Source organism: Roseibium sp. (assembly GCF_025698965.1).
GTDB lineage: Bacteria > Pseudomonadota > Alphaproteobacteria > Rhizobiales > Stappiaceae > Roseibium.
Genome location: NZ_JAILWL010000208.1, coordinates 1 through 10887, shown reverse-complemented (window position 1 = coordinate 10887; position 10887 = coordinate 1). Strand labels below are relative to the sequence as shown.

Sequence of the window (10887 nt, the reverse complement as noted above, 5' to 3'; positions counted from 1 at the left end):
GGTCAACATCCGGGTGACGGGTTAGCGGGATCGCGCAGTTTTCCGCATCGCCCGTGATCACGGATACGACACCGGATGGAAACCCGGCCTCTTCAACCAATTTGGCGAATTCCAGCATCGGTGCAGGCGCAATTTCCGAGGCCTTCAAAACCACAGAGCACCCCGCTGCAAACGCAGGCCCTAACTTGGTTGCCGTCAGGAACATTTGCGCGTTCCAGGGCACAATCGCTGCGACCACCCCGATAGGCTCGCGCCTGGTGAAAACATGCATTTCAGGCTTGTCAATCGGCAGCACAGCGCCTTCGATCTTGTCGGCAAGGCCTGCGTAATACCGATAATAATCGCCGACATATTTGCTCTGGCTCGAAGTCTCGGCCAGCAACTTGCCGCTGTCCGTAGTCTCAACTTCACCGAGATGCGACGCATGTTCCTCGATCAGCTCTGCAAGGCGGTACAGCAACTTGCCACGCGCCGTCTGGGTCATGTCACGCCAGGCCGGATCGTTCAGAGCACGACGCGCCGCGAAAACGGCACGATCGACATCTTTCGGTGATGCGCATGCAAATGTCGCCCAGTCTGCACCCGTTGCCGGATTTTCAGAGGCCATCTCCTGACCTTCGCTGCCTTCGGTCCAAACACCGTCGATAAATAGCTGATAGTGCTGCATGTCTTCCCCTCAGGCGAATGCCGGCATCACGTCTTCGATAAATCGGCTGAGCGACGCCCGTTTGCGCTCATGGCTCATTCCGCTGTCGATCCAGAATGAATATTCATCATACCCCAGATCCTCATATCGCTTGATCTGGTCGATAACTTCCTGCGCCGTCCCGACCGTCAGGTCCCGGCCGATGTTTTCAGGTGCCATCATGGCATTTCCCGCGATTTCCTCATCCGACAGTTCTGCAATCAATCCCTGGGATACTGGGCGCTTGTTTTGAAACCAGGCTCCGAAGTAGCAATAGAAGCGCGACAACTCGGCCACGCCCTGCTCGACCTCTTCGCTGCTGCCGCCGACAAATGTATGGTGCAACAGCATGACTTTCGGTCTTGGGCCATCGAAGGATGCGCACGCGTCGTTGAAACGTCCCATCAGCGTTTCAATTTCCTCCATTCCCTGCCACAAAGGCGTGACCTGGATATTGAACCCGTTATGCACTCCAAACTCATGGCTGTTCGGATCCCGCGCGGCAATCCAGATCGGAGGACCGTTTTCCTGAAGCGGCTTTGGAGATGATGTGGAGGCGGGAAAGTTGAAAAATTCACCCTCATGGGCATGGTCGCCCTGCCAGAGCTTCCTCAGGAGCGGCGTGGTCTCGCGCATGCGCTGCCCTGCTTCCCAGGCATCCATTCCCGGTAACATCCGTTCATATTCATAGGAATAGGCACCCCGGGCGATGCCAAGTTCGATGCGCCCACCTGTCATTAGGTCCGCCGCAGCAGCTTCCCCGGCAAGCTTGATCGGATGCCAGAAAGGCGCAACGATGGTTCCGGTTCCCAGGCGAACATTCTTGGTGTGATGAGCAAGATCGACCAGAGACAGGAAAGGGTTCGGCGCGATGGTGAATTCCATGCCGTGATGCTCACCTGTCCAGATCGCCCGCATGCCACCCTCATCCGCAATCCGACAAAGCGACAGGAACTCTTCATAGAGCTGATCGTGCGGTTGATCCGGTGTCAGCCGTTCCATATGCGCAAAAAGGGAAAACTCCATCGCTCAAACCCTTTCGGTCAGTCTGTGGGTGCCACCGCGCTCGGCATCACCCAGATAAAGTGAAAAATTCTGAGTTCGGGCTTCCTCGACATAACGCGCCATCATCCTGGCAGTGGTCGATGAAGCGTAAGTCAGCCCGGCAAGGTCGGAGAAGCCGAAGGCTTCCAGGCGACATTTCGGTGCAATCTTTTCAGCCCGCGCCAGCAAATAGGCATAGTGAACACCCTTTTCCGGATCATCGAATACCGAGAACACGGAACCCAGATCAGCCTCGATGCCGCGATCGCCCAGATCGTTTTGCAAGCAGTCCCTGAGCCTGCTGTGATCCGGCACAACACACTCGGGCAACCGATAGCCCTGTGAAGTATGTTCCAGAAGGACAGTCTCATCCGATTTGACGATAGCCCCACCGACATTGCGCCTGGCCGCCGGGTCACGCTCCTGGCGTTCCAGTCCCAGGCTGAAAAACTGACCGCCCCTGTAGCCCAAACCGCGCATTTCGGATTGCGAAAAATCCGTTACTTGCCCCATCAGGATGGAATGGTCGCCAGCAGGTACGATCTGGTGCGTCGCACAGGAAAACGTCGCAATGGCCCCTTCGATCAGCGGAATACCGTAGGCGTCCCGCTTGTGAGCAACCTTCGCAAACCGGTCTCCTTTGAAACCGGCAAATGTATTGGCGGCATGTTCCTGCCCTTCCGCCAGAATGCTCACGCAAAACCTTGTGCAGGATGTGAAAGCCTCGAAACTCGACAGGAATTTGCCAGGGCAAACCAGCAGAAGTGGTGGATCCAGTGACACTGAAGTAAAGGAATTGGCCGTGAACCCGACCGGCTGCCCTGCTTTATCCAGGCAGGTTACAACCGTTACACCGGTCATGAACCGGCCAAAGGCGTCTCGCAGGTTTCTAGGGTCAAGAGCACTCATGTCTGACATCCTTCAACAAATCGCCGAAGTGCCGTGTTGACCTCGCGGGCATGTGTCATCGGCATCATGTGCGCAGCCCCGTCAATCACCTGCACTTGACCCATGGGAGCAAGTTCGGCCATCGCGCGGGACATGGACGGTGTGGAATTCGGTTCCAACTCGCCCGTCAGGAACAACGCGGGACAATTCAAACAACGCAGAGCCTCGTCCGCCGGGCCGTCTTCTTCCGCAAAGACCCTGTAGGCAGTCTGATAACCTTGCGGATTCACGCTCAACAGCCACGCCTTGCAGGCATCGCGCGCAGGCGATGGCTCTCCACCAAACCACCGGGTCAAAGTGGCAGAGGGGTCCGCGATTGAAACCCCATTCAGGCCGGCCGCCCGTTCCTTCACGGCTTGCCAGGCCTCTTCCGAGCGCCGAAAAATCGCATTCAATGCCGCCACACCTTGGACCCTGTTCGAATGACGCGAGGCAAGATCGAGCGCAATCAACGCACCCAAAGAATGTCCGGCAACGACAGTCGGGCGATCCAGCAACCGTGCAAGGCTGTCGCTGTAATCGGCAAGCTTCGCTGGCGACGACAACAAGGAACTGTCACCATGTCCGGGCAAGTCCGGTGCGATAATCTCGAAGTTCTCTGACAACTCTTCGATCTGCGCGTTCCAGGCTTCGGCACGTAACCCGACACCATGAATAAGAAGCAGGCGCGGCCCTTTTCCTGCGGCAATCACCGCAAGCCCACCAAACTCAGACCGCTGCCGGGTTGTCCAGGTCATGGCCCATCTCTTTCAAATCCTGATAGCGGTCGCCGATCCGATGGAACGGCCGCCCCGACGTCGCCCCACCCAGAACAACGACAATCTCGTCGGCACGAGGTGCATCTGGGATCGCGAACTGGATTGTCAGATAATGAGACCGCCGTCCGGCATCGTTCTTGTCCATCAACGGCACCATGATCGGCGCATTGGCCGGTCCTCGTGTGTTGGTAAAAGCCAGATAGGACTTTGCCTCAACAGCCTGCCGATAGTGGTTGCCGAACCGCAGAGTGTGGATCAGACCCGAGGCATGTTCCACTTCGCCGTCAACCCCGACGACTGCGGCTTTGCCATACGCCTCGATCGCCTCTCCACTGCCTGCAAGAGCAATCATTCGCTCTGTCAGCAACGAGCCGAGCACCGGTCCGTAGGCCTGAATTTCGGGTTTCAAATCCTCAACGTAGCGGCCGGCCCAGGGATTTCGGACAATTGCGGCAACCGCAAACATTCGCCAGGGAGTGTCAGCCTTGCGGAAGCCTTCGATCAGTACTTCCTCATCATAAGTCACAATTTTCCTGATCTCAGGAATCATTCCGTCCTCCTTGAAGCCCCTCCAGACTCTCTCAATCACTATCGGGTTGCTTGACTTCACGGACAAACAATAGATTCTGAGGCTCAAGCATTAGCAATACTTATGGGTAACTTGATCATGTCTCCTGCCCTACCGCCGTTGAACTGGTTTCGCGCATTCGAAGCATCGGCCAGAAATCTGAGTTTCACCGCCGCCGGAGAAGAGATCGGCATGACACAGTCTGCCGTCAGCCAGCAGGTGAAGTCCCTGGAAATGCGCCTCGGCGTACCGCTCTTCGAACGTAAGGCCCGCGGTCTCGCCCTGACCGATCACGGCCGCCGCCTGCTGCCTCAAGTCGATGCCGCGCTGGGAACCCTCTCGGCTGCAACCGGAACCTTTTTCACCAACAAACCGAAGGATTTGCTGACGATTTCCGCATCAATCAGCGTGATCGAATGGGTTATTGCACCGCTACTTCCTGATTTCACCACAGCTCACCCGGAAATCGCAGTCCGCTTTATCGGTTCCGTCTGGCCAGATGAGTTCAGCCGCACGGCAGCGGATATCGAAATCCGTTTCGGGTCTCGAAAACAGGCAGGCCCGGAAGCAAAGTTGCTTGGTTCCGACAAACTGATCGCATTGAAATCTCCGTCCCTGGAAGGGAGCATCGAAGACCTGCCTCTTATCGAAGCGGTTGGTATTTCAAGTGGCTGGAAACATCGGGACGACGGCAACGAAACAGCAGGCAGGACGCCTGCCCTTTTTGTGGATTCTTACGGATTGGCGCTGCAACTCGCGATGCACGGTAACGGCATCTGTCTCGTTCACGAACTTTTGGCCGGGCACCCTTTGCAACGGGGGCTTATCGAAAAGATCGGAAAAAACAAGGTGACGGCAAACGAGAGTTACTTTTTGTCCGATAAGGCAAACTCACCTTCGTCGAAAGCTTTCAGTAAATGGATCATTTCGTCAGCTTCGGATCTTCTCCAAGCGACCGTAAATTGAAAAGACATCCGCAAATGGCAAAGGGAAGAAACGCCGCCCATGCGCTCTTCCCTTTGCGTTTTCCCGTATCCGGCCGTCCTGGTTTTTCAACCTTATTCATCTGACGGCTGTTGCTCTCTTTATGCAGCCAGGTTGAGTTTCGCTGCGAGCTTGGTCAACAACACTCTGTTGCGGCTGGTGACTGTTGATCGCTTCCAGCCGTATTTCTCGCATATGTGGCTGAATCTGCCTCCTCCGGCTTTGCACATGATTTCAAACTGCAACGCACGACGTGCATCCAGGTCGTCAACCAAAGCAAACCAGGTCAGTGCCTCTTCCGCCCTTGAGATTTGTGATGGTGGAAACGAACGACAACGCCGAGCGGTCTTGCCTCTATATTCCGGCCAGGCTGCCAGCACGGTTTTCGGACCGTCGCCCTTACCCGCAACGGCAATCACTTCAACAGCTTCGACCAAACGTTCCATGACATCTTCAGGAGTAGAAATATTCATGAAAATAAACCTTTAGGTAGTATTTCGACCTTGCGCTCAAAAGCTGTATCAGCTCACTTGGCAGCTCTTAAGAGAATCAATCGGGGGCAAAATGACGTTCAAAGCCGTGGCAACAGTTTCTGTTGCCTTCCTATCGCTTACTGCGTGTGCCAAGGGTCCAGACGCAATCAAACCGGCCAGCATTCCACTGGCAGCATACACAGGGCAGTCCTGTTCAAACCTTTCGAAAGAACTTGTACTGGAGAAAGACCGCCTTGAAGACTTGGAGGACGCACAACGCAGTGCGCAAGCAGGCGACGCGTTTGGTGTCTTTTTGATCGGAATACCGATCTCGAGTGCGACCGGTGGCGACAAAGAAGGCGACCTTTCGGTTTCGAAAGGCAAAGTGCAGTCCATTGAACTTGCAATGAAGTCAAAGAACTGCCGAACGTCATGATTTGACTTCTTAATTCTCCGCCAGAGCGCCCCCACGAAAGATGCCGGCATCTTAGCGCTCTGGCCAAAAGAGCATAGCCCTAGGAAACAGGCGTCACACTCTTTTCCGGGTTCGTCTCGCATTCCTGCAAATAACCCTGCTCCCAGAAGTCGAAATAATCCGCCTCCCGAGGATACGGATTGTCGGTGAGTGACTTGCCTGCCCGGTAGGCCTCTCCCCCTCGTTCGAAAGCAAATGTCTGAGCTTTCGTCTGATACGTGGTCATGTTTCCCACCCAGTCCACCAAAAAAAGATTTGAAAAAACTGCCCCGAAGCAAACCTGAAAGCTGCGTGCGCCACAACGCATGCGCGCACAACTCGTCCTTAGCCACACAGCTACAGATTGCCGCAGGCAGTGTAACCAACTCACTTTGTCTGACAATAGAATTCAAGCAGCTTTCCCCTGTATTTCTGCGGAAAATCGTCGATCCAACTCATACGAAAGTAGTACAGATAGTGTGATTGTAGGAGCCGATGGATTGAGATCCTTGGCGCTCACGAAGAGTGCCTGCAGATCGAGACGATCAAACTGGGCGACAAAATCCTGACGTGCCACCCATTCAGGTCTTTTTAAAACAACCCAGGAAACGGCCGTGACAACCGGTGCCGACCAGTTCCCTCGGTTCTGCGGCGTGTTGATAAGCCCAAGAACCAGCCGCAAATGATCTGCACCATGCTTCTTCAAAAGCGTTTGACAGGTTTTGCGTGCTTTCGATTGGTGCCGGCCATCGGTCCGCTTCGTATGGTTGACAAAATGCACACCGAATTCTGCAGCAATCCGGTCAACAATGCCTCCTGACGCCATCAGCGACCCTCCTTGTCCAGCTTGATACCTTCCTGCAGCGCCGCAAACTTGGTCTCCGCTCTTTGTCGGGCTGAGAAAAAAATTTGTTTCCGTTTTGTTCTGATAGAGTTATCTGAGGATCCCGAGACCTGCTTCCGGTTGTCACGCTGCGCTTTGTCACACTCAGCCCGCACTTTCTCAGGCTTTCCCACACGACTTTTTTGTTCTCGCTTCAATTCCTTCAATTCCAAAGTCAGCAAACGGTTTCGTGCCTTTTCCAAAGCATATTCTTCTTCCAATCGAGCGCTTGGCCGCTCTGCCCTGATACGGCATTGAGCCACCCGCGCCCTTGCCTCTTCAATCTGTTCCCTGAACTCGCTCAAAAGATACTCCTTAGACATTTGCATCAGTTTTCCGGGCCATACCCGTTGGCCTCGACCAATCTCTCGCCAGGTAGCGCGTTCCGGATTTCCCGCTCTCTTCAACTCGCCACCTCACGCATCACGTGTTCCTTTCAAATTCACCACTCGAAAATTTGTACGCACTTAACGTACACTTGTCAACGCATCTTTCATACAGTATGACTCTCTGTGAAATTCGCACTAAATCCACAAAAGCATGACCGGAAATTGCATGAATGAGATCCGACAGTCGCTGCATGAGAAGCTACAGGATTTGAAAGAACGATCCGGCCTTTCCCTGCGTGCAATTGCGCGCGAGATGGGATATTCGCAAGCCTCTTCCATTCAAAGATACTTCTCGGTCGACTATCCAGAGACAGGCTTGCCGGCAAATTTCATCAGTAAATTGCTCGCAGTTTTACCGGGCAAAGGGCAGCCGGTCATCACTCGGGACGAAATCCTGGCTCTTGCAGATGGCTCAGTTGCGGAAATACAGCGCAAAGCGCCGGCCCTGCCGAAATCAGGTGTACCGATCGTTGGGGAGGTTGCCGCAGGACTTTGGATGGAAGCCGCATTATTTGAGACAGAAAACGCAGAAGAATCAACGATTTCATACGATGTTCGCTTCCCTGCACAATCCCAGTTTGTGGTCAGGGTGCGCGGGGAATCTCTGAATAAGGTTGCCGCCAATGGCGATCTGCTTTTATGCGTTGACTATCTTGCGGCAGGGATTGTCCCCAAGGAAAACGATCTTGTTCTTGTCGAACGTTCCCGCGACGACGGGATGACCATCGAACGCACGGCGAAGCGCGTTATCAAGATGAACGGTCAATCGGAATTGATGCCTGAATCAAACGACCCTCGGTTCCAGGACACAATCATTTATCGGGAAGGCGACTTTGACCACACAGAGGTCAAGCTCAAAGCCCGGATCGTTATGGTTTTCAAACCTCTTTGAGGGCTTGGCTCTCTCAGATCACCCCCTGCGACACCCAAAGTCTTTTGTCGAAGCGCGATGTAATACGCGTACAACAGTCGCTATTGCTCTTGATTTGTACGCATTGTGCGTATATCTTGATCAAGTGTTTTAGAGGAGACTTTTATGGGTTTGAGTTTCGATACATCTTTCTTCTCCATCATTTGCGAACTCAATGGCGCTCTCTATACCCCGGAATTTGACCTGACTGACATGAGGATTTCTCAAATCATCCAGGACCTGCGCAGCGGACAATTTGAAAACGTTCACGCCATCCTGGAATTCAATCCTGCCGAAGGTTGGTGCAACGATGTAACAAGCGATGTACTGACAGCAGCCTTTGAGGAAGAAACCGACATTAACCCGGAGGTTGAAAATTGGCCAGAATACAGTCGGGAGCGTATTGACGGACAGCGCGCAGGGATCGCATCAAGAGTGGCTGCCTAGGTCATTGTAGATCGGCCGTTCCTTCAAACCAGCCGCGTAGATCGACCGTTCCTCAAACCAGCCGCAGCACGTCCTCGCGTGCCTCGAGCAGTCGCTCGGCCAAAAGGTCTTTCAACCCGCCAAATCTGTTTGCCGGAACCGGCACGGATATCGCGTAAATCAGTCCAACGTGATCCTGAAAGGCAAAACCAGCCGCCGAAATGCCCTCTGTATGCTCGCCAAGATCCCAGGCAAGCCCGGAGACTCTGATATCTTCGATTTCCTTCAGGAAGTCGGACAAGGGCCGAAGGGTCCCACCATTGGACTTGAGTTCCTGCGCTGCAAGCGCCACGACCTTGTCATCCTCCATGAGAGCAAGCGCCGCCTTGCCGTTTGCGGTATCGGTCATTGGAAACACTTCACCGACGGCTGACACGGTTCTCAGACGGTGTGTGCCGACAACCTGATCCACAAACACCATGTGGTCGTCGCGAAAAACCGCAAGATCAACCGTCTCCTTGGTTCGCTTTGCCAGGTCCATCAGCACAGGATGCACAACCTCGGCCATGTTGACGCGGCCCGCGGCTGCAAGTGACTGAATTTCTGAACCGAGCCGTAGGCCCCCTTCAGCCGAAGCCGACATCACCAGACGCTCGGCCAGCAGTGCGTTGACAATTCGCTGTACCGTAGAACGGGGCAGGTGTACGCGTTCCGCAATTTGACCGAGACTCAGGCCGGAATTGTCTTGCTTGAGCACACGTAAAATTTCAGCGGCTCGCGAAATGACTTGAACACCTTGATTTGATTGAATTTTCTTCTCAAGCCCCATTGCTCAAACCACTTCATATCAAAATTGAGGCGTCGTTTTGGGACGCCCGTACCGATCTCGCTCGCTCAGCATATAGGCCAATTCGGCCAGTCTGTCGAGAATTGCACTTGACCACTATACGATGCAGATGTACCGTTTAGCAATACAGTGATACACTTGATCAATCCAATGGGAGGATCACATATGTCCGTGACTATTCGCGGGATCGAGTTTCAGGAAAACTTGAACAACGATATGGGACTTGAGTTTTACAACCTGTCCCACAGATACGGTTTTCAGTGCCCGAACTGGCCTTACTTCCAGGACGTACAGATCGACCGGAAGCACTACATGGCCAAGTCCGGTGTTCTGTCTCAGACCATCACCACGACAATGCATGTGACGACCCATATCGATGCACCTGCACACGTGGTTCCCGGCACGCCTTTCATCGACGAGGTACCGCTGCCGCATTTCTTCGGTTCCGGCCTTGTCGTCTCGATTCCGAAGAAAAAGTGGGAATCGATCACCGCAGACGATCTGGAAAAAGCCTGCGGTCACGCGATCCGCAAAAACGATGTTCTGATCATCAATACCGGCTGGCATAAACAGTACGAAGACGGCGATTATTTCGCCTATTGCCCAGGCCTTGTCTCTTCCGCGGCTGACTGGATGGTGGAAAAAGGTGTCAAGGTGGTTGGTCATGACACCCAGGCCAATGACCACCCGCTGGCAACCGCAATCGGCCCACAGCGTAACGGTCCGATTCTGCCGCATCTGGAAGCAGAATATAAGGAATGGTCCGGCGGCCGTGACTGGAAAGACGATTTTCCGGAGTGGGAGCCGGTTCACAACACACTCTTCTCCAACGGCATTCTCGGCATCGAAAATGTAGGCGGCGACCTGGATGCCGTCACCGGCAAGCGGTGCACATTTGCGTTCTTCCCCTGGAACTGGGACCGCGGCGACGGCTGCATCATCCGCCTTGTCGCAATGGTCGACCGCGGACAGAAGTACCGCATCGAGGCAGGCGAAACCTTTTAAGAAACGGTTGGACCGCCCGTCAAACGGCGGTCCTTCATGCAGCGTCTGGGAGAGAGCAATGCATGTGAAGCGTTTTGAAGACGCACAACCTTATGTGGCACCAAATCACCGCGAAGTAACCGGCTTGCGATTGCAGGGCTTTGAAGAAGGTGGACCGAGAAATCAATGGGTTGGACTGAGCCAGTTCCTTCCAGGTGGAGGAGCGGGACCGGACGCCACCCCATTTGAAAAAGTCTACGTCGTTCTCGAAGGTGAAATGACCGTCATGACTGAGGGCGAAGAAACGGTTCTTGGGAAATACGACAGTTGCACGATTGCCCCCGGTGAAAACCGGACCATCGAAAATCGCAGCAACCACGTCTGCGCGATGTTGGTCATCATGCCTTATCCACCGGAGGCAAACTGATGTCTGATATTTGGACCGATCCGCTCTCGCTGTTTGATGTCAAAGGCAAGGTCGCCCTTGTGACCGGTGCCTCCGGCGCCTTCGGTGCTGTCGCCGTAAAAGCGCTG

At 54.2% G+C, this 10887-nt stretch carries 16 protein-coding genes; 6 read left to right on the top strand and 10 right to left on the bottom strand.

Annotated elements, in window-relative coordinates; all coding sequences use genetic code 11:
- The 5 genes from K5905_RS17175 to K5905_RS17155 all read right to left on the bottom strand — a co-directional run.
- Window positions 1–667 (bottom strand): aldehyde dehydrogenase family protein (locus K5905_RS17175; RefSeq protein ID WP_297586032.1); only part of this gene is annotated, 667 nt, incomplete at its 3' end.
- A 9-nt stretch (window positions 668–676) separates the two neighbouring features.
- Window positions 677–1711 carry an LLM class flavin-dependent oxidoreductase gene (locus K5905_RS17170; protein WP_297586031.1) on the bottom strand — a complete coding sequence of 345 codons (1035 nt, stop codon included), beginning with the start codon at window positions 1709–1711 and terminating at the stop codon, window positions 677–679.
- Window positions 1712–1714: 3 nt separating this feature from the next.
- The gene (locus K5905_RS17165) at window positions 1715–2638 is read right to left on the bottom strand and encodes a flavin reductase family protein (RefSeq protein WP_297586030.1); all 924 of its coding nucleotides are present in this window, start codon (window positions 2636–2638) and stop codon (window positions 1715–1717) included.
- On the bottom strand, window positions 2635–3414 hold the full coding sequence (locus K5905_RS17160; RefSeq protein ID WP_297586027.1) for an alpha/beta fold hydrolase: 780 nt from the start codon (window positions 3412–3414) through the stop codon (window positions 2635–2637). Before K5905_RS17160 ends, K5905_RS17165 begins: the two co-directional genes overlap by 4 nt.
- A complete protein-coding gene (locus tag K5905_RS17155; RefSeq protein ID WP_297586025.1) occupies window positions 3386–3985 on the bottom strand; it encodes an amino acid synthesis family protein in 600 nt (199 codons plus the stop codon). Before K5905_RS17155 ends, K5905_RS17160 begins: the two co-directional genes overlap by 29 nt.
- A gap of 117 nt (window positions 3986–4102) precedes the next feature.
- On the opposite strand from K5905_RS17155, the gene K5905_RS17150 reads away from it, so the two are divergent.
- Window positions 4103–4969: a LysR family transcriptional regulator gene (locus K5905_RS17150; protein WP_297586023.1), complete on the top strand. Its 867-nt coding sequence runs from the start codon at window positions 4103–4105 to the stop codon at window positions 4967–4969.
- Window positions 4970–5088: 119 nt separating this feature from the next.
- Here the strand turns inward: K5905_RS17150 and K5905_RS17145 are convergent, their stop codons facing one another.
- A complete protein-coding gene (locus tag K5905_RS17145) occupies window positions 5089–5460 on the bottom strand; it encodes a DUF6362 family protein (RefSeq protein WP_297586022.1) in 372 nt (123 codons plus the stop codon).
- A 91-nt stretch (window positions 5461–5551) separates the two neighbouring features.
- Between K5905_RS17145 and K5905_RS17140 the strand changes: the two genes are divergently transcribed.
- Entirely contained in the window at window positions 5552–5896 is a 345-nt protein-coding gene (locus K5905_RS17140; RefSeq protein ID WP_297586021.1) for a hypothetical protein, read from the top strand.
- A 79-nt stretch (window positions 5897–5975) separates the two neighbouring features.
- Here K5905_RS17140 and K5905_RS17135 read toward each other — a convergent pair whose 3' ends face one another.
- The 3 genes from K5905_RS17135 to K5905_RS17125 form a co-directional block, all read right to left on the bottom strand.
- Window positions 5976–6161 carry a hypothetical protein gene (locus K5905_RS17135; protein ID WP_297586020.1) on the bottom strand — a complete coding sequence of 62 codons (186 nt, stop codon included), beginning with the start codon at window positions 6159–6161 and terminating at the stop codon, window positions 5976–5978.
- A gap of 162 nt (window positions 6162–6323) precedes the next feature.
- Entirely contained in the window at window positions 6324–6740 is a 417-nt protein-coding gene (locus K5905_RS17130) for a hypothetical protein (RefSeq protein WP_297586019.1), read from the bottom strand.
- A complete protein-coding gene (locus tag K5905_RS17125; protein ID WP_297586018.1) occupies window positions 6740–7018 on the bottom strand; it encodes a hypothetical protein in 279 nt (92 codons plus the stop codon). Before K5905_RS17125 ends, K5905_RS17130 begins: the two co-directional genes overlap by 1 nt.
- A 334-nt stretch (window positions 7019–7352) precedes the next feature.
- Between K5905_RS17125 and K5905_RS17120 the strand changes: the two genes are divergently transcribed.
- Window positions 7353–8078 (top strand): S24 family peptidase, encoded by a 726-nt coding sequence (locus K5905_RS17120; protein WP_297586016.1) that lies wholly within the window; start codon window positions 7353–7355, stop codon window positions 8076–8078.
- Between the two features lie 144 nt (window positions 8079–8222).
- Complete coding sequence (locus K5905_RS17115; RefSeq protein ID WP_297586013.1) at window positions 8223–8543, top strand: hypothetical protein; 321 nt, start codon at window positions 8223–8225, stop codon at window positions 8541–8543.
- A gap of 52 nt (window positions 8544–8595) precedes the next feature.
- On the opposite strand, the gene K5905_RS17110 is transcribed toward K5905_RS17115, so the two are convergent.
- The gene (locus tag K5905_RS17110; protein WP_297586011.1) at window positions 8596–9351 is read right to left on the bottom strand and encodes an IclR family transcriptional regulator; all 756 of its coding nucleotides are present in this window, start codon (window positions 9349–9351) and stop codon (window positions 8596–8598) included.
- Between the two features lie 183 nt (window positions 9352–9534).
- Here K5905_RS17110 and K5905_RS17105 point away from each other — a divergent pair, with 183 nt between their 5' ends.
- A complete protein-coding gene (locus K5905_RS17105) occupies window positions 9535–10374 on the top strand; it encodes a cyclase family protein (RefSeq protein WP_297586008.1) in 840 nt (279 codons plus the stop codon).
- A 58-nt stretch (window positions 10375–10432) separates the two neighbouring features.
- Window positions 10433–10780, top strand: a complete 348-nt coding sequence (locus K5905_RS17100; RefSeq protein ID WP_297586005.1) for a cupin domain-containing protein — start codon at window positions 10433–10435, stop codon at window positions 10778–10780.
- Window positions 10781–10887 lie beyond the last annotated feature (107 nt).

What these genes read in the sequence shown, in the direction of transcription:
- K5905_RS17170 (WP_297586031.1), bottom strand. Translation starts at nt 1,711, where the DNA reads ATGGAGTTTTCCCTTTTTGCGCATATGGAACGGCTGACACCGGATCAA.
- K5905_RS17165 (WP_297586030.1), bottom strand. Translation starts at nt 2,638, where the DNA reads ATGAGTGCTCTTGACCCTAGAAACCTGCGAGACGCCTTTGGCCGGTTC.
- K5905_RS17160 (WP_297586027.1), bottom strand. Translation starts at nt 3,414, where the DNA reads ATGACCTGGACAACCCGGCAGCGGTCTGAGTTTGGTGGGCTTGCGGTG.
- K5905_RS17155 (WP_297586025.1), bottom strand. Translation starts at nt 3,985, where the DNA reads ATGATTCCTGAGATCAGGAAAATTGTGACTTATGATGAGGAAGTACTG.
- K5905_RS17150 (WP_297586023.1), top strand. Translation starts at nt 4,103, where the DNA reads ATGTCTCCTGCCCTACCGCCGTTGAACTGGTTTCGCGCATTCGAAGCA.
- K5905_RS17145 (WP_297586022.1), bottom strand. Translation starts at nt 5,460, where the DNA reads ATGAATATTTCTACTCCTGAAGATGTCATGGAACGTTTGGTCGAAGCT.
- K5905_RS17140 (WP_297586021.1), top strand. Translation starts at nt 5,552, where the DNA reads ATGACGTTCAAAGCCGTGGCAACAGTTTCTGTTGCCTTCCTATCGCTT.
- K5905_RS17135 (WP_297586020.1), bottom strand. Translation starts at nt 6,161, where the DNA reads ATGACCACGTATCAGACGAAAGCTCAGACATTTGCTTTCGAACGAGGG.
- K5905_RS17130 (WP_297586019.1), bottom strand. Translation starts at nt 6,740, where the DNA reads ATGGCGTCAGGAGGCATTGTTGACCGGATTGCTGCAGAATTCGGTGTG.
- K5905_RS17120 (WP_297586016.1), top strand. Translation starts at nt 7,353, where the DNA reads ATGAATGAGATCCGACAGTCGCTGCATGAGAAGCTACAGGATTTGAAA.
- K5905_RS17115 (WP_297586013.1), top strand. Translation starts at nt 8,223, where the DNA reads ATGGGTTTGAGTTTCGATACATCTTTCTTCTCCATCATTTGCGAACTC.
- K5905_RS17110 (WP_297586011.1), bottom strand. Translation starts at nt 9,351, where the DNA reads ATGGGGCTTGAGAAGAAAATTCAATCAAATCAAGGTGTTCAAGTCATT.
- K5905_RS17105 (WP_297586008.1), top strand. Translation starts at nt 9,535, where the DNA reads ATGTCCGTGACTATTCGCGGGATCGAGTTTCAGGAAAACTTGAACAAC.
- K5905_RS17100 (WP_297586005.1), top strand. Translation starts at nt 10,433, where the DNA reads ATGCATGTGAAGCGTTTTGAAGACGCACAACCTTATGTGGCACCAAAT.